Raw genomic sequence first — 17520 nt, forward strand, 5'->3', positions numbered from 1 at the left:
TGGCCATCATTTTAGGTGCATGAAACATTTTGCAAACGTGTGAAACACCTACGGTGAAGCACTTTTCAATCCGAAAAATTTTATACTTTCCTAGTATATGAAAAAAGAATCCGGAGGTTCCCCACCGGATTCTTTCTCGTTGAAACTTAAAAGGCATCAATGATGTTCTGTAATGCTTGGATGGCTTCATCAGGCAGTGGAACACTCGGATGGACAGCATTGAATTCCTCTAAGAAATCTTCCCGCAGCTGCATCCGTCTTCTCACCAATTTACTATAGTCTTTGTCTTCAAAATCAGGGTTGAATCCTTCGACCGGAAGATAGCTGAGATGTGGTGCATCGCCGAATGGGACGAATGATGCTGTCCCTTCAACGACGCTTTCGATTACACCTAAAGATACTTCTTTCGGTATTTTTTTACCCATGAAAAACCCAGTGTTGATGATGTAGCATTCGACACCTTCATGCGCCAGCAGTTCTTTAAAGCCGGCATAATCCTCAACCAATGGATAGACCCGGAACGGATTTGCGAATGGTTCGATGACCAAACTATCGGTCGACTCGCCTTTTTTCAGCGTTTCCGCAGTCGAGCGTTTCGTTGCCAGTGTCGTTCCGAAGGTTGCCCCCAAGACCGCTTCGTCTACCTTGACCAAAGGCGGCAACGCATCATCCTTCATAATCCAGTAGACAGCATTGATCGGCTCTTCGAATTTATCCACGCGGTTCGGAGTGGAATAACGTGATTTGACCGTACGTCCGTTGCCATTCCGGATATCTTCGGTCACAAGTACAATTTTCCCGTCGGTATCCTTCGTCACGCCCACGTTCTGGACAGTCACAAAATAATTCTGTTCGGGGTGATCGGCTGGATAATCCTGGGTCTTATCAAAATAAGAAGGTTCCAAGGCAATAGAGGAACCATCCGTCAAATCGATCAGGAAGGCATCGTCATGCAGCACTTTGATTTCGTATTTATCATCATGCTTCGAATGGGTCAGAGTAGATTTTCCTGATCCTGAAAGTCCAAAGAAAGAAGCGACATATGAACCGCCGTCATGCAGGCGGAAGTGTTTTTGGCCGCCGTGGCAAGCAACGAAGCCATTCCGGTGGCCGGTACCCCAAGCAAGCGTCAATGTGCCTTTTTTGAATTCCCCGAAATATTGCATTCCCAGAATGCAAGCAACATTTTTATCAGGCTCGAAGATAGCCACTCCGAGCGGATAATCAGGATGGCGCCAGTCGGGATCTGTGTAGATGTAGATATCGCCCTCGTTGTATACTTTCGAATGTTTATACATTTCTTGGTATTCCGGGCTGTTCCACTGAAAGTTCAACAACCAGGAGTAGAGATTGTTTTCGTTCCCTTCTGGGAAAGCAATGTGTGCCTTGATTATGAAATCCTTGTCAAGGCCTACATACCCCGTCGTTTTATAATAATGGCGCAGTCTGTTTTTATAGATGACATCCATGATGATGGCTTCAAGGATTTCGTCTTCCTCTTTATTCTCTCCGATGATACGTTTGGCGCGGGCAGTGCGCCCTACGATTTTACCACCATTTTCGACAAGCACTTTGGCATCATCAGGCAATCCCAATTCCTTTGTGTGGAGCACAGGCAGGTCGGTAACGACGACGCCTGCAGCGTTCAGAGCGAGTTGATAGGCTTCCGTCATATCCAAGACTTCCTGCATGTTTTTGCCATAAAAAGCTGTTTCGACCGTTGTCCTGAATTTCGTAAGTAAAGGGTTGGACTTCTTTAATTCGGATCTATTGAACGATTCTATAGTAGCCATTTACGTCACCTCTTTTATTTGATACCTCCATTATAATCCTATTTACCCAAAATGTAACCCCTTACATCCTTAGATTTGCGAATATTTACTCTTTTTCTATAAAAAAAGTGTTGATTGCCTTCATATTAGTTACAAAAACTCTAACAGAATAGCATAGGGACAAAAAAAGAACCGGTGCTAGGTTGTTTCTACCGCACCGGTTCTTTCTGCTTATTTATTTTTTAGTTTTGAAGGCGTCCTTTACTTTATCAAAAAAATTGGCTTCGTCTTCCACCAGTGTATCACCACCTGCTGCGGCGAAAGCGCGGATTGCCTCTCTTTGCTTCTCGTTAAGGTTCTTCGGTGTGACGACCGTCACTTTGACGTGCTGATCACCATTTCCGGTTCCTCGCAAGCGTGGCGCCCCTTTGCCTTTGAGGCGGAAATTGGTACCCGTCTGTGTTCCGGCAGGAATCTTCAATTTGACTTTTCCGTGTACTGTAGGCACTTCTATTTCGTCACCCAAAGCGGCTTGGGCGAAACTGATAGGAAGCGTATAATGGATTTCTGTCCCTTCGCGATCGAAAATATCGCTCGGTTCCACTTGGAAAACGACATACAGATCGCCATATGGGCCGCCGTTGCTGCCGACTTCCCCTTGACCGTTCAAGCGCATCTGTTGTCCATCATCAACGCCAGGCGGGATCGTGACAGCCACAGAGTGATCGGTTTCGACATGCCCTTTTCCGTAGCATGTAGTACATTTATCCGTGATTTCTTTGCCGGTTCCACCGCAGACATCACAGACTGCTTGTGTCATGACGCGACCGAAAGGCGTATTCCTCTCGACACCAACTGCTCCTGAGCCATGACATTTCGAACATGTCTTCGGCTGTGTACCGGGTTTTGCACCGGAACCACTGCAGGTTTTGCATTCTTCATCACGTTTGTAACGGATGGTTTCTTTTTTTCCGAAAATCGCTTCTTCAAATGTAAGATGGATACGGTATTGCAAATCTGATCCTTGTCGGGGGGCATTTGGATTTCTTCCACGCCCGCCTCCGCCTCCGAAAAAGGAATCAAAGATGTCTTCGAAACCGCCTGAGAAGCCGCCGAAACCGCCGCCACCATAACCGCCGCCTGCGCCAAAGTTGGGATCGGTGCTGGCGTGGCCGTACTGGTCATAGGCCGCGCGTTTGTTGCCGTCGCTCAAGACTTCGTATGCTTCAGCAAGCTCCTTGAATTTATCTTCTGCGCCCGCTTCTTTATTGATATCCGGGTGAAACTTCTTGGAAAGTTTCCGGTAAGCTTTTTTTATCTCATCGTCTGTGGCATCCTTCGCCACACCCAAGACATCGTAATAATCTCTTTTCGCCATTGTTTCGCCTCCATTGATTGGCTTCATCTGAACATTTTAGCTCTATACAGTGAGAGAAGCCAATGCAGTTAAGCGTTGGCTTCCTCCCGTCAGAGTTGACTATTTGTCGTCTACTTCTTCAAAATCGGCATCAACGACACCGTCGTCAGTTGCTGTATCATGCGCGCCTTCCTGTTGTTGCGCTTGTGCAGCTTGCTCATAAAGTTTGACAGTCAGATTTTGGACAAGCTCATTCAAAGCGTCACGCTTCGTTTTCATTTGTTCCAGATCATTTGCTTCGACTGCTGCTTTCAGTTCGTCTCTCGCTTCTTCAGCTTTTTTCACTTCGTCAGCATCAACTTTTCCGTCAAGCTCTTTCAATGTTTTGTCTGTCTGGAAGATCAATTGATCCACTTCATTGCGCAATTCAACTTCTTCTTTGCGCAGTTTGTCTGCTTCAGCGTTCGCTTCCGCATCTTTCACCATTTTTTCGATTTCTTCGTCAGTCAGACCGGAAGAAGACTTGATGGTGATGGTTTGTTCTTTTTGCGTACCCAAGTCTTTAGCGCGAACATTGACGATACCATTTTTGTCGATATCGAATGACACTTCGATTTGAGGAACGCCGCGAGGTGCTGCCGGAATGTCCGTCAATTGGAAACGACCCAATGTTTTGTTGTCGGCCGCCATCGGACGCTCTCCTTGGAGAACATGCACATCAACAGCTGGCTGATTGTCAGCTGCAGTCGAGAAGACTTGTGACTTGCTAGTCGGGATTGTTGTATTGCGGTCGATCAATTTTGTGAACACACCACCCATTGTTTCGATACCCAATGACAAAGGTGTAACGTCCAATAGTACGATATCTTTTACGTCACCGGAGATGACTCCACCTTGGATGGCAGCACCCATTGCGACAACTTCATCCGGGTTAACGGATTTGTTCGGCTCTTTGCCTGCTTCTTTACGGACTGCTTCGATGACTGCAGGGATACGTGTTGAGCCACCGACCAGAATGATTTCATCGATTTCGGAAGTGGATAAACCAGCATCCTTCAATGCTTGGCGCACAGGACCTTTTGTACGTTCAACCAAGTCATATGTGATTTCGTCGAATTTCGCACGAGTAAGCGTCAATTCCAAGTGCAACGGACCAGCATCACCAGCTGTGATGAACGGCAGGCTGATTTGGGTTGAAGTCACGCCTGACAGATCTTTTTTGGCTTTTTCAGCAGCGTCTTTCAGACGTTGTTTCGCCATTTTGTCGTTTGCAAGGTCGATTCCGTTTTCTTTCTTGAATTCCGCAACCAAGTAGTCGATGATTTTGTTGTCGAAGTCATCCCCACCTAATTTGTTGTCGCCGGCTGTACTTAATACATCGAATACGCCATCGCCCAATTCAAGGATGGAAACGTCGAAAGTACCGCCACCCAAGTCGAATACAAGAATTTTTTCGTCTTTATCGGTTTTGTCCAAACCGTAAGCCAAAGCTGCGGCAGTCGGCTCGTTGACGATACGCTCCACTTCCAGACCGGCAATTCTTCCGGCATCTTTAGTCGCTTGACGCTGTGCATCGTTGAAGTAAGCAGGAACTGTGATTACGGCTTTATCAACTTTTTCGCCCAAGTAGTCTTCTGCATAGCCTTTCAGATATTGAAGGATCATTGCAGAAACTTCTTGCGGCGTGTAGCTTTTGCCTTCCACTTCCACTTTATAGCCCGCAACACCCATGTGACGTTTGATTGAGCTGATTGTGTTCGGGTTTGTCACTGCTTGGCGTTTTGCAACTTCGCCCACTTGGATTTCGCCATTTTTGAAGGAAACGACAGATGGTGTCGTGCGATTTCCCTCTGGATTTGGGATGATTTTAGCTTCTCCGCCTTCTAATACAGCGACTGCTGAGTTTGTAGTTCCTAAGTCAATACCAATAATTTTGCTCATGATGTTATTCCCCTCTATCTGAAATTTTTGTGTTTATCAATAAAATTATTCTGCTACGATAACCATTGCCGGTCTCAATACACGCTCTTTTAACGCATATCCTTTTTGCACTACCACAACGACTGTATCAGACGCTTGGCCTTCGGCAGCCGGCTGCGTTTGGATGGATTGATGGAAATTCGGATCGAAAGGCTGATCGATCGGATCGATGGCATAAATCCCCTCTTTCGCGAAAGCCTCCGTGAACAGGTTCATGACCATTTCCAAGCCTTTTTTCAGGTTCAAAGATTTTTCATCTTCCACTTCAATCGCTAATGCGCGCTCCAAACTGTCCATCACCGGCAATAATTCTTGCGCCAGTGACTGCGAACGGTATTTTGCCGCATCCTGTCTTTCTTTCGCGTTGCGTTTCTGGATATTGGCGAGTTCTGCCTGCAGACGCAACAACCGGTCTTCCGTTTCGGACAAGGTCGCTCTCAAGGTTTCAACCTCAGTTGCTTCCGTAGCCGCTTCTTGACCTTCAGCAACCGTTGTTTCGGCAGTTGTTTGTTCCAGGTCCACTAATTCTTCGTTATTGTCCACTTCAAAATCTCCTTTGTCGTGCTTATTTGTTTAGATCATTCAAGCTATCAGAAAGTTCATAGCGCATAAATTTCATGATGCTGATCATTTTTTTGTAAGGCATATTGGTAGGCCCCAACAATGCGATCAGGCCTTTACCGTTGCCGGCTGTGTCGTACGTAGCCGTAATCAGGCTGAAACTATGCAGAAGCTCATTGTTCAATTCTGTTCCGATCTTGACGCCGACGCCCTCGTTGGGGTTTGAAAAAAGTGCATGGATGTCGGGAGACCCGTTCAGCATGCTTAAAATGGCTTTGACTTTATTCTTGTCCATCCTTTCATCCAAATGGTTCAGAAGGTTCATGCTGCCGCCTACATGGAAGCGGTCATGCTCCAACTTCGCCACGATGTCGTTGAAGATCGCTGTGAAATCGATTTTCGCGTCGACGTACTTCCGGATGATCACCGGAATGTCCGTTTGCAGTTTGATGAATACCTCCTGCAGCGTGCGGCCGACCAGCTCCTGATTAAAGATGTTGACGATTTTTTCTATCTCAGCGGCTGAGAAGCCAGGCGAGACAGAAAAAATCTGGTTTTCCACATGTCCTTTATCAGTCACCAATATCGCCATCACATGTCCTTCATTGAGAGGAACCAGTCGGAAGCCCGTCAAGCGGCTGTCTTTTGTTTCAGGTCCAATCGCCAAAGCAGTATAATTCGTCAAGAAAGACAACATTTCAGCTGACTTTTCGACGACCTGCTGCACTTCCCGGTAAGGATTCTGAAACCCATGTTTGATCGTTTGTTTGACGTCTTCAGCGACTTCTTCGCTTTCTTTGCCTAAAAGTTGATCGACATAGTAACGGTAGCCTTGGATGGACGGTATCCTGCCTGATGAAGAATGCATCTTTTCCAGGAAGCCCAATTCCTCGATCCGCATCATTTCGTTACGGATCGTTGCAGAACTTAACGGTAACGAAGATTCCTTCAGGAGCGTCTTCGAACCGATCGGCTCCTCAAATTCGATGTAATGCCTGACGATTAAATCCAAAATTAGCAACTGTCTTTCTGTTAACAAGATTTTCACCTCACTTTAGCACTTGACCACAATGAGTGCTAACCATAAATAAATTTATCATGGGCAACAGGCTTTGTCAACGGAATACAATCATTTTTCGTAACATTATTGGCACCTCATGGCAATGAACCCATTCACACCAGGAACGAACGGAATACTTCATTACCGAGGAAAACACCTCTGGGGGTCAAACGGATTCTGTCGCCGTCGATCAGAATCAGGCCGTCCGCAACCAAGTCGGAAACGACGGAAGCATAATGGTCCAACAGCGGGGTTTTGAATTTATCAGCAAAATGTCTTTGGCTGACGCCGACCATCGTACGCAGACCCAGAATCATCTCTTCTTCCATCTGTTCCTGTTTCGACAATTGCTGCTGACGGATAATCGGCAGACTGTTCTCGCGCAATGGCGCCAAATACTGTTGGATCGGTCCATGATTATGGTAGCGGATCCCATCGATATAGCCGTGCGCACCTGCCCCGAAACCGAAATAGGACTCATTTTTCCAATAGGTGAGATTGTGTTGGGATTCATAACCCGGAATCGCAAAGTTGGAGATTTCGTATTGATTCCTGCCATTTTTTGACATCGTCTCGATGGCAAGGGCGTACATATCTGCCTCTGTGTCTTCCGAAGGCAACGGCAGTTTCCCCTGACGCATCAGGTTATAGAACACCGTTTTGTTTTCGAGAATCAAGGCATAAATAGAATAATGCGGCAAATCCAATTCCAAGGCTTTTTTCAGACTGTCTTCAAAATCGGCCATCGTTTGGTTCGGCAGGCGGAAGATCAGATCGATGGTCATATTTTCGAATCCGGCTCTGCGGGCATCAGCCACGGAAGTGTACACTTGCTCGGCTGTATGGATGCGGCCGATTTTTTTCAGGATGTCGTTATTGAAGGATTGGACCCCCATGCTCAAACGGTTGACTCCATAATCACGCATGATTTTCAGTTTTTCAAAGGAAACACTTTCCGGATTGGCTTCCATCGTGAACTCAGCGCCATTCGGCAAGGAATAGGTGCTGCGGATCCCGTTCAAGAGTTTCTCGAGTTGGCGCTCATTCAGGGTCGTCGGTGTGCCCCCGCCGATATAAAACGTACTTATTTCTTCTTTTGGATGCAGTTGTTTCGACAAGTGCATTTCCTTTATCAGAGCATCCACGTATTCATCGACCGGTTGCCCTTCCAAAAATACTTTATTGAAGTCGCAATAGAAGCAGATGTGCTCGCAGAAAGGGATGTGCAAATACGCCGCCGCCATCTAGAGAATCACCTCATCCAATGGGTGATCCTCAAAATAGGCGATCGTTTCCGCTTCATCGCTTTTCAGCTGAGCAATCAGCTGGTCGACGCCGGAAAATTTGATTTCGCTGCGGATAAAATGGTGCCATCTGACAGCTACGTCCTCACCGTAAATCATTTTGTCGAAGTCCAGAATATACACTTCCACGGTTTTGTCGCGGCCGGCTTCAAAAGTGATGTTGTGCCCGATTGAAGCCGTGCCGCGGTACCAGGTTCCATTCACTCGGATGCTGACGATGTAGACGCCGTTTCTTGGTAGACGAGTGTGTTTTTCGATCTGGATATTTGCAGTCGGAAACCCCAACAGCCTGCCTCGTGCATCGCCATGGATGACCGTCCCTTCAATCTGATACACATAGCCTAAATATTCATTCGCTTTTTCCATATTCCCTTCGACTAGTGCTTCACGGATGTGCGTGGAACTGATTTTTTCGGTTTCATTCTTCAATTCGGGAACTTCGATGACTTCGAAGCGGCTTTTCGCGTAATCCACCAACAGTTTCATATTCGCTGTCTCTCTTGGACCATAGGTGTAATCAAAACCGGCGACAACTGCAGCAGCATGCAGCCCGCAAATGTATTGGTCGACAAATTCCTGAGGCCGTAAAGAGGCGAATGCCGATGTGAATGAGACGACAAAGAAATAATCAACGCCTAAGCCCTCGAGAATTTCGGCTTTGCGGTTGACGGTGGACAAATATTGCATCGTTTCCGGGTTCATTTTCTGAAAAACAATGCTCGGGTGATGATTGAAGCTCATGACAGCAAGTTTGAGGTTCTTCTTTTCGGCAACTTCCCTTGCTCTTTTGATCACTTCTTGGTGGCCTCTGTGGACCCCATCAAAATATCCCAATGCCAACACCATTTGCTCGTCGGGTATCAGTTTTTGGTCATAGGGATGATGCATATGTATTATTTCCATTGCGTAAGCAACTCCTTGCTGATTATGATAGGAACATTTTCCTGGGTTTGATGTATGCGGCTTTGGTCGGATGCGGTTCGTACATCGCCACGATTTTGCCTTGATGGGTGAATAGGACCGGGCCGTCCATTGTTTCGAAAGGTCCCTCTTTCGGCAGAACTGCACCATTTTTCACTTTATCCCACAGTTCATCGTCAAGCGCAAGCTGCTGAAACGTTTCGAATACAGAGTCGATTGGCTTCAGATGTGCGTCGATTTCGTTGATTGTCATTGCTTCAGCAACTTGCTGCAGCGTCAGACAATCAGCCTTCGTGAAGGATCCGCTCATGGTACGGGTGAGGCTTGACATGTAAGCCGGATAACCCAGTGAAGCGCCCAAATCGACAGCCAACGTCCGCACATAAGTCCCTTTCCCGCAGGTGACCCGGAAGCGCCAGGACATGGTTTGGTCTTCTGCATGATAGACGGTTTCTGAAATCCGCTCAAAACTCATGACGAGAATGGTCCTTTGCGGCCTTTCGACAGTCAAACCTTTACGGGCATATTCGTACAGCCTTTTCCCGTTCACCTTGACCGCGGAATACATCGGCGGAACTTGGATGCTTTCGCCGATCATGGATTCCATCGCTGCATCGATTTCAGCTAATGAAAGAGCTTGATCGACCGGTTTTTTCGCAATCGTCTCCCCTTGGCTGTCCTCAGTCGTTGTGGCGACACCTACAGTGATTTCCCCTTCATAGGCTTTATCCGTGTCCGTCAGAAACTCGACGACTTTTGTGGCTTTCCCGATGCAGATCGGCAAAACGCCATCAACTTCCGGATCCAATGTGCCGGTATGCCCGACTTTTTTAGTTTTCAGTATTTTTCTCAACTTGAATACGCAGTCGTGACTTGTCATGCCGCGTTCTTTCCATAAAGGCAATATTCCATCCATATATTTGTAACCCACTTTCTTCTGCAACTAACCTATTATAGCATAATCTATTCTACAGGAAAAAACATCAAGATTTGAAGAATATGCTTATGATGAGGAGGATATCTGCGTTACTTTTCCCTGAAAATCTGCTATGCTTAAAGAAATAAGACTGTACCGAAGGAGAATCAACATGCCAAACTTCAAAATTGTGACCGATTCCACAACGGAATTGTCCGCAGAAGAAATTGACAAATATGGAATCACAATCATTCCACTTTCATCCATGATTGATACCGTGCTGTACTATGACGGCATCACCATAACGAAACCTGAGTTCCTCGAAAAAATGACGAGCAGCAAGGAATTACCAAAATCATCCCAACCGGCCATGGGGACCTTTTTGGATAAATACAACGAGCTGACAGCTGATGGCAGCGAAGTTTTGTCCACCCATGTCACGGAAACGCTAAGCGGAACCGTAAATTCTGCTCACCAAGCGGCTAAACTCGCCCATGGTAAAGTTACCGTAATCGATTCAAAATTTTGCGCAAGAGCCGCCGCCTTCCAAGTATTGGAAGCAGCCAGATGTGCCGCTGAAGGCTTGACTGTAGCGGACACATTGCCTCGGGTCACTGCCGTAAAGGATCGCACCTTGCTTTACATCAGCATCGTTAATCTGGAAAACATGGTCAAGGGCGGCCGTATCGGAAAAACGATGGGACGTATCACAACACTGCTGAACATCAAAGCGAACCTGAAAATGATCGACGGCGCCTTGACTACCGATGTCAAAGTCCGTGGCACAAAAGCGATTGTAAAACGCTACGAAGAAATCATCGCTGAATTGAAAGGGAAATACCTTGATGTTGAAGCAATCGGCGTCACGCATGTCGGTTTGTCGGAATATTCGAACCAAATCACCGATATGCTGAAGGCCGCGTTCCCTAGCGCCCTGATGTATACTTCCTATGCCAGCGCCAGCGTCATGACCCACGCCGGCCCGGAAGCCGTCTCCTTCCAATTCCTGATGAAAAACAAATAAAAAATGCCGCTATTTCCCATCCGGAAGATAGCGGCATTTTCTTTTCATAAAAATATGATATAGGAGGTTATACCAGTCACGAGTGTGCCCAAAGCGAAGACGACTTTGAAGTTCAGGTGTTTGGTTTTATGGCGGAAATGATGCATCCCCAGGAATCCTCCCAGGCCGCCCCCGAATAACCCGAGCAGGAGCAGATTGCGTTCCGGTATGCGCCAAGCTTTTTGCCGCGCTCTCTTTTTGTCGATGCCCATCATGATGAAAAGCAATGCGTTCACCAAGACAAAATAGACAAGAACTTGATTTCTCATAGTTTTTCGTATCCTTGGCTTTGTCTGATGATTTCCACTATGACAGCAGCTGCTTTTTCCATTGATTCGACAGACACAAATTCATAGCGCCCGTGGAAGTTTTCTCCTCCGGCAAAGATATTTGGTGTCGGCAGACCCATGAAGGATAGCTTCGATCCATCCGTCCCGCCACGGATAGGTTCGATGATCGGGGTGATCCCCAACGACTTCATTGCTGCTTCAGCCAGATCGACAGGCCGCATATCTTCTTTCAGCACTTCCCCCATGTTGTAATACTGATCGTGCATTTCGATGGTGATGCGCTCTTCGGAAAGCTCCGTGTTCATGCGTTCCGCAAGGTCAATCATGATCGTTTTCCTGTCCTCAAACATTGCCTTATCATGATCCCTGATGATGTAGGTCATTATGCTTTCTTCGACATTGCCTTCAATGCCCAACAGGTGATAAAAACCTTCGCGCTTTTCGGTTTTTTCCGGAACTTCATTTTGCGGCAAAGCGCTGTCGTAGGAGATGGCCAATTTGATCGCATTCACCATCGTGTCCTTGGCAGTGCCCGGATGCACATTTTTGCCCTGGATTGTTACAATCGCTTGTGCTGCATTGAAGCTTTCGTATTCGAGTTCTCCCAACGGACCTCCGTCCATCGTATAGGCAAAGTCACAAGCGAAACCGGCCACATCAAAAAGATCAGCACCGCGGCCGATTTCTTCATCCGGTCCGAAAGCGACTTTGATGTCCCCGTGTTCGATATTGTCTGTTGCTTTTATTGTTTCCAAAGCGGTGATGATTTCTGCTATGCCGGCTTTGTCGTCCGCACCCAACAACGTTTTACCATCGGTGGTGATCAACGTCTGGCCGATGTAGTTCTTCAGCGCAGGGAAGTCCTTCGGCGAAAGCGTCAGCTGTGTTTCCGCATCCAAAATCAAATCGTTTCCCGCATAGTGATTCCAAATAAGCGGATTTACATTTGCCGCTTCAAAATCAGCTGTGTCCATATGGGCGATGAACCCGATTGTAGGGAACACTTTTTCTGAGTTGCGCGGCAAAAGTGCCGTTACGAATCCATTGGCAGGATTGTATTGAATATCCGAAAGGCCGATAGCTTCCAGTTCCGGCATCAACACAGTTTTTGCGAATTCCACCTGATTTTGGGTGGAAGGCACCGTCAGACTTTTCTCATCCGATCTTGTTTCGAATTTTATATATTTCAAAAAACGGTCCACTAATTTTTCTTGCATTCATTGACATCCTCTCACAATTGACTGTCGAAAATGAAAGGATCCGTATTGATTTCGGAAGCGATGACTTCCAGATCCCATTCATTTTCCTCTTTCCATTCATTAAATAATTCCAACAGTTTTGGTTTGCAGATCTGTTCGATATGGTGGCCTGGGTCGATGACGGTCAGTCCATCAGCCTGCATATCATGGGCCGTATGGTAGTAGACATCTCCGGTGATGTAAACATCTGCTCCCTTCCGGATTGCTTTCCGGTAGTATTTACCGGCATCTCCACCGCAGATGGCAACGCGACTGATCGTCTGATCCAGATCCGCTGCGATGAAGCGCAAGCCTTCGATCTGAAAAACATCCTTTACGTACTGGATAAAGGAACGCAACGACATCGGCAAGGCCAGATTGCCGACTCTTCCCAGACCGTATTCGCGCTGAAAATTATTGATTGTGTATATTTCATAGATGGGCTCTTCGTAAGGATGCGATTCATGTAGCGCCTCCAATACGTCCGCCAAGTACTTGTCTTCGACAATCATCTCGATTTTCTTTTCCTGCACTGCTTCAGGTTCATTTATGTGTCCAATGGCTGGTTTTGCGCCTTCTAGCGGCGTAAAGCGGCCGACCCCTTGCGCCTCGTAGGAACAGTGGCTGTATTCGTCGGAAATGTTCCCGGCCCCCGCACCGGTCATAGCCAGGCGAACACGATTGCATTCGCCATTCGGCACGCATACGGATATTTTTTTTACGGGAACGCGCTTGGTGACATCCATTATTTCCACGTCCAGCAGACCCAGTGCCTCAGAGAGCCAATCGTTCATCCCGTTATCCGAGTTGTCCAGATTCGTATGGGCAGCATAGACGCTGATGTCATGCTTCAGCAGATCAACATACATTTTCGTTTGCCTATCGGAAACGTCCAGTTTTTTTAACGGTCGGTAGATAGGCGGATGATGGGAAAAAATAAAATCGACTTGCTTTTCGATAGCTTCCTGAACAACTTCCGGACGGACATCCAGCGTCACCAGAATACGGCTGACGGGACGGCTCAAATCACCCAAATGTAGACCCACCGGATCCCCTTCTTCTGCCAACCAAGTCGGAACATGCGATTCGAATAACTCGATGAATTCATAACCAGTAATGCTTCTCATTCCAGCACCTCTTTAATTTCATTGATTTTATTGATCACTTGTTGCTCTTTTTCGTTCAGATTGTTGCTTGCTTTTTGCATGCTGTCCAATATGTATTGGCATTTCTCGATTTCGGATAACCACTTTTTGCGGAAAACATCATTTTTTTTCTGAAGCAAGAAACGGCCGAAGCTGTATTCGAGCTCAGAGTATGTTTCCGCCGTTTCTGCTTTTTCGGCGACGATGATTTCATAAATTTTTCCGTTTTCTTCCAATATCGTTTCATCAATGATTTTGTATTGGTGCCCGATCAGCCATTCACGCAGTTTCTTTTCCCCATTGTTGGGTTGAAGGATTAACCGTTCCACACCAACCAATTTATTTTTTAGTCTGCCTTTTTCCAGGATTTTGGAAATCAAGTCCCCACCCATTCCACAGATGGTGACGACATTTATGTGATCCATCGGCTCGATCACATCCATGCCATCGCCAAGTCTGGCGGTGACGCGATCGCTGACTCCTGATGTTCTGATCTGTTCCGCTGCCGATTCGAATGGGCCTTTCACAACTTCCCCCGCCAATGCGTAGCTGATGACGGCGCGCGCTGCCAACACACAAGGCAAGTAAGCGTGATCCGAGCCTATATCGGCCAGTCTGGCATTTTCCGGAACAAACCCTGCGACTGTCTCGAGTCTTACGGATAATTGTTGATTGTTCAACCTCATCCCTCCATTTCCATTTTTGCTGATAGTACCATTCTAGCATAATTCCATTTCATATATCCCATAAATCCTTACACCACCCACAAAATGGCATAAGAAAAACCCGAGTGCAATACCTCGGGTCAGCGTGCTTATTACTCAAGAAAATCTTTTAATTGTTTTGAGCGGCTTGGGTGACGCAGTTTGCGCAAAGCTTTCGCTTCGATTTGGCGGATCCGCTCGCGGGTGACGCCGAATACTTTCCCCACTTGCTCCAATGTGCGCACATTGCCGTCATCCAGGCCGAAGCGCAGACGCAAGACGTTTTCTTCACGGTCTGTCAAAGTGTCCAACACTTCCTCAAGCTGTTCTTTCAGAAGCGTTTGGGCGGTATGCTCAGCCGGGCTCAGCACTTCCTGGTCTTCGATGAAGTCGCCTAAATGGGAATCGTCTTCTTCTCCGATAGGGGTTTCCAAGGAAACGGGCTCTTGGGCGATTTTCAGGATTTCTCTGACTTTTTCAGTCGGAAGGTCCATTTCGGCACCGATTTCTTCGGGTGTCGGTTCGCGTCCCAGATCCTGCAGCAATTGCCGTTGGATCCGAACCAATTTATTGATTGTTTCGACCATATGCACAGGGATACGGATCGTTCTGGCTTGGTCGGCGATGGCACGGGTGATAGCTTGGCGAATCCACCAAGTTGCGTAGGTGGAGAATTTGAACCCTTTGGTATGGTCGAATTTTTCGACTGCTTTCATCAGACCCATGTTACCTTCTTGGATCAGGTCCAGGAATTGCATACCACGGCCAACATAGCGTTTCGCGATGGAAACGACCAAACGCAGGTTGGCCTCGGCCAATTGTTGTTTCGCTTCCTGATCGCCTTCTTTGATGCGCAACGCCAAATTGACTTCTTCCTCTGCATTCAACAAAGGTACTCGGCCGATTTCCTTCAGATACATGCGGACCGGATCGTTGATTTTTACTCCGGGAGGCACTGCCATCGGGTCTTCTTCTTCTTCAACTTTTTTGGCTGCAACTGTTTTTTCAGGTTTCACTGCCTCTTTGGCAAGTTGGCGAGCTGTCGGGCCGCCGTCCGCGTCGACGACGCTGACACCGCCGTCTTCCATTTTTTGTATCAGTTTGTCCATGTCATCCGCGTCCAATTGGAAAGGTGTAGCGATCTTATCGGCCAACTCGTCATAGAAGACGGCCCCCAATAATTTGTGTTCTGCGATTAGCTTTTTGGTTACCTGTTCTAACGTTATACCTTGATCATTTTTTTCGATTGCCATAAAATGATTCCTCCATTCGATGCGGGCTATTTCTTTGTTGCTTTTAATTCTTTTGAGAGGGAGACGATTTCCAACATGATTGTCTTCAGACGCTCATTGTCGTTTTGCTTTCGCGCTTCCTTCATTTCTGCCTGTTTCTTGGTCAGTTGATCCTGTAAAGACGATTTGTCCCGGATGATATGGACGAGATCCTGGATTTCCTGATAGGTGACTTCCGAATCCAAATGGAACCATTCAATCTCCGTAATCACGTTTTGAAGATCCGGATTATTGATGCGATCCAGGAATTGATCGATATTTCCGACCAGCCCATTCTGTCTGAAAAACTCTTCATACAAAATGTAGATTGTTTGGTAGTCATCATGGATGAAATTGAACTCAGCGTCAATTTCATTCAGATACGACCAAACTTCCTCGAAATGAAAAAGACGGTAAAGCAGCTGCTTTTCGCTTTGCTCAGCTTGGGTCACTTTGCGTTTTTTCGTGTTTGGATACACTACTTGTTGACCCGCATCATGCGATACTGCTCTCCTGATCGGCTCGCGTTCAGGCCGCTGCTGGAGCACCGCTTGTTGATAACCCTTCAATTGCTTCTGCAGGATATCGATCGGAATACTGAATTCATCCGCTATATCCTTCATGTAGAGTTCTCTTTCGACTAGTGAATCCAACGGGGCCAGGGCCTTAAGCATGGTTTCGATATAGGTGATGCGATTTTTTTCGGAATCCAGATTCAGATTCATCTTGAGGTAGCGGGAATAGAACTGAATGACTGTCTCCCTGTTATTGTTCAGCGCCTTGGCGAATGCCTCCGGGCCTTTCTGTTGGATGTATTCATCAGGGTCCATGCCTGCTTCCAGCGGGAAAATGGAGATATCGAAGTGCTTGTTGCGTTCCAGTATCTCTATGGCGCGCTTCGTCGCTTCGACGCCGGGACGGTCGCCGTCATAGGCAATGACTATTTTATCGGCCGTCTTGGTCAATATCCGGTTCTGTTCATCCGTAAGGCTGGTCCCCATCGAGGCGACGCCATTTTTTACACCCGCTTGCCAAGCGGATATGACATCCATGTATCCTTCGAAAAGGACCACTTCTGAATGCCTTCGGATCTCGCTGCGGGCTTTATCGAAGTTGAAAAGAAAATCCCGTTTGTTGAACAAAAGTGTTTCGGGGCTGTTCAGATATTTCGCTTCATGGTAACCAGTGTCGTCTGCTGGGGAAGCCTGCAAAACTCTGCCGGAAAAAGCGACCGTCTTTCCTTTAGCGTTCCGCAACGGGAAAATGATCCGGGCCGAGAACCGATCGAAAAGTTCGTTTTGTCCTTGTCTGTCCGTGAAGATGCCACTTTCCTGAAGGAGTCCTTCATCGAATGCCTTCGCTTTCAGCATTTGAAAGAGTGCCGTCCGATTGGCAGGAGAAAAACCTATTTGATACTCTTTCAGTGTCTCCGGGGTGAAGCCGCGTTGAATCATGTAATCCAACGCAGCTTGCCCCGTAACGGTATTCATGAGGACCTGATGGTAAAAAGCCGCCGCTTCCTCATGGATTTGGATCAGTTTTTCTTTCTTTGACTGGAGCGGATTATCCTGTGCATGGTTTTCGTACGAGAAATCCAAGGCAATGTTGCTTAATTCGGCTGTCTTGATGACTGCCTCGACGAACGAAATGCCCTCGACATCCATCAAGAAAGTAAAAACATTCCCTCCTCTTCCGCAGCTGAAACAATGGAAAATCTGTTTTTCTTCTGCAACAGAAAAAGAAGGGGTCTTCTCGTCATGAAACGGGCAAAATCCGAAATGATTCTTGCCTCTTTTTTTAAGTTGTACATATTGGCTGACGACATCGACAATATTCGTTTCGGTTCTGATTTGCGCTAATTTCTCTTCTGAAATACGTTCTGCCAAATGTCTCCCACCTTGAAGAAATGTCTTCATTTTATAAAAACGAGCATAAAGA

Annotated in this window: 15 protein-coding genes; 1 reads left to right on the forward strand and 14 read right to left on the reverse strand. The window is 46.9% G+C overall.

The window, feature by feature from the left end; genetic code table 11:
• Positions 1–146 precede the first annotated feature (146 nt).
• From ACTCCX_RS02400 to truB, 8 genes are all read right to left on the reverse strand, one after another.
• Entirely contained in the window at positions 147–1793 is a 1647-nt protein-coding gene (locus ACTCCX_RS02400; RefSeq protein ID WP_463274553.1) for a phosphoenolpyruvate carboxykinase (ATP), read from the reverse strand.
• A 214-nt stretch (positions 1794–2007) separates the two neighbouring features.
• Positions 2008–3150 (reverse strand): molecular chaperone DnaJ, encoded by a 1143-nt coding sequence (dnaJ, locus tag ACTCCX_RS02405; protein WP_463274554.1) that lies wholly within the window; start codon positions 3148–3150, stop codon positions 2008–2010.
• 99 nt (positions 3151–3249) lie between these two features.
• Entirely contained in the window at positions 3250–5070 is a 1821-nt protein-coding gene (gene dnaK, locus ACTCCX_RS02410) for a molecular chaperone DnaK (protein ID WP_463274555.1), read from the reverse strand.
• Between the two features lie 45 nt (positions 5071–5115).
• Positions 5116–5652 (reverse strand): nucleotide exchange factor GrpE, encoded by a 537-nt coding sequence (gene grpE, locus ACTCCX_RS02415; protein ID WP_463274556.1) that lies wholly within the window; start codon positions 5650–5652, stop codon positions 5116–5118.
• 22 nt (positions 5653–5674) lie between these two features.
• Positions 5675–6709 (reverse strand): heat-inducible transcriptional repressor HrcA, encoded by a 1035-nt coding sequence (gene hrcA, locus ACTCCX_RS02420; protein WP_463274557.1) that lies wholly within the window; start codon positions 6707–6709, stop codon positions 5675–5677.
• 134 nt (positions 6710–6843) lie between these two features.
• Positions 6844–7974 carry a radical SAM family heme chaperone HemW gene (gene hemW / locus ACTCCX_RS02425; protein ID WP_463274558.1) on the reverse strand — a complete coding sequence of 377 codons (1131 nt, stop codon included), beginning with the start codon at positions 7972–7974 and terminating at the stop codon, positions 6844–6846.
• Positions 7975–8937 carry a riboflavin biosynthesis protein RibF gene (gene ribF / locus ACTCCX_RS02430; protein ID WP_463274559.1) on the reverse strand — a complete coding sequence of 321 codons (963 nt, stop codon included), beginning with the start codon at positions 8935–8937 and terminating at the stop codon, positions 7975–7977. It abuts the gene before it with no gap.
• A 22-nt stretch (positions 8938–8959) separates the two neighbouring features.
• Positions 8960–9871: a tRNA pseudouridine(55) synthase TruB gene (truB, locus tag ACTCCX_RS02435; protein WP_463274560.1), complete on the reverse strand. Its 912-nt coding sequence runs from the start codon at positions 9869–9871 to the stop codon at positions 8960–8962.
• 172 nt (positions 9872–10043) lie between these two features.
• Here truB and ACTCCX_RS02440 point away from each other — a divergent pair, with 172 nt between their 5' ends.
• The gene (locus tag ACTCCX_RS02440) at positions 10044–10895 is read left to right on the forward strand and encodes a DegV family protein (protein WP_463274561.1); all 852 of its coding nucleotides are present in this window, start codon (positions 10044–10046) and stop codon (positions 10893–10895) included.
• A 44-nt stretch (positions 10896–10939) separates the two neighbouring features.
• On the opposite strand, the gene ACTCCX_RS02445 is transcribed toward ACTCCX_RS02440, so the two are convergent.
• The 6 genes from ACTCCX_RS02445 to dnaG form a co-directional block, all read right to left on the reverse strand.
• Positions 10940–11203, reverse strand: a complete 264-nt coding sequence (locus ACTCCX_RS02445) for a DUF1294 domain-containing protein (protein WP_463274562.1) — start codon at positions 11201–11203, stop codon at positions 10940–10942.
• Positions 11200–12441, reverse strand: a complete 1242-nt coding sequence (gene pepT / locus ACTCCX_RS02450) for a peptidase T (protein ID WP_463274563.1) — start codon at positions 12439–12441, stop codon at positions 11200–11202. Before pepT ends, ACTCCX_RS02445 begins: the two co-directional genes overlap by 4 nt.
• 14 nt (positions 12442–12455) lie before the next feature.
• The gene (locus ACTCCX_RS02455) at positions 12456–13589 is read right to left on the reverse strand and encodes a Nif3-like dinuclear metal center hexameric protein (RefSeq protein WP_463274564.1); all 1134 of its coding nucleotides are present in this window, start codon (positions 13587–13589) and stop codon (positions 12456–12458) included.
• Positions 13586–14287 (reverse strand): tRNA (adenine(22)-N(1))-methyltransferase, encoded by a 702-nt coding sequence (locus ACTCCX_RS02460; RefSeq protein ID WP_463274565.1) that lies wholly within the window; start codon positions 14285–14287, stop codon positions 13586–13588. Before ACTCCX_RS02460 ends, ACTCCX_RS02455 begins: the two co-directional genes overlap by 4 nt.
• Positions 14288–14424: 137 nt before the next feature.
• On the reverse strand, positions 14425–15564 hold the full coding sequence (gene rpoD, locus ACTCCX_RS02465; protein ID WP_463274566.1) for an RNA polymerase sigma factor RpoD: 1140 nt from the start codon (positions 15562–15564) through the stop codon (positions 14425–14427).
• A gap of 26 nt (positions 15565–15590) precedes the next feature.
• Positions 15591–17468, reverse strand: coding sequence for a DNA primase (dnaG, locus tag ACTCCX_RS02470; RefSeq protein WP_463274567.1), 1878 nt, complete (start codon positions 17466–17468; stop codon positions 15591–15593).
• Positions 17469–17520 lie beyond the last annotated feature (52 nt).

The organism is Trichococcus sp. (genome assembly GCF_055118575.1).

Excerpts from the sequence above, each read along its gene's own strand:
- dnaK (WP_463274555.1), bottom strand. The coding sequence starts at position 5,070 with ATGAGCAAAATTATTGGTATTGACTTAGGAACTACAAACTCAGCAGTC.
- dnaJ (WP_463274554.1), bottom strand. The coding sequence starts at position 3,150 with ATGGCGAAAAGAGATTATTACGATGTCTTGGGTGTGGCGAAGGATGCC.
- rpoD (WP_463274566.1), bottom strand. The coding sequence starts at position 15,564 with ATGGCAATCGAAAAAAATGATCAAGGTATAACGTTAGAACAGGTAACC.
- pepT (WP_463274563.1), bottom strand. The coding sequence starts at position 12,441 with ATGCAAGAAAAATTAGTGGACCGTTTTTTGAAATATATAAAATTCGAA.
- hemW (WP_463274558.1), bottom strand. The coding sequence starts at position 7,974 with ATGGCGGCGGCGTATTTGCACATCCCTTTCTGCGAGCACATCTGCTTC.
- ACTCCX_RS02455 (WP_463274564.1), bottom strand. The coding sequence starts at position 13,589 with ATGAGAAGCATTACTGGTTATGAATTCATCGAGTTATTCGAATCGCAT.
- truB (WP_463274560.1), bottom strand. The coding sequence starts at position 9,871 with ATGGATGGAATATTGCCTTTATGGAAAGAACGCGGCATGACAAGTCAC.
- ACTCCX_RS02440 (WP_463274561.1), top strand. The coding sequence starts at position 10,044 with ATGCCAAACTTCAAAATTGTGACCGATTCCACAACGGAATTGTCCGCA.
- ACTCCX_RS02445 (WP_463274562.1), bottom strand. The coding sequence starts at position 11,203 with ATGAGAAATCAAGTTCTTGTCTATTTTGTCTTGGTGAACGCATTGCTT.
- ACTCCX_RS02400 (WP_463274553.1), bottom strand. The coding sequence starts at position 1,793 with ATGGCTACTATAGAATCGTTCAATAGATCCGAATTAAAGAAGTCCAAC.
- ribF (WP_463274559.1), bottom strand. The coding sequence starts at position 8,937 with ATGGAAATAATACATATGCATCATCCCTATGACCAAAAACTGATACCC.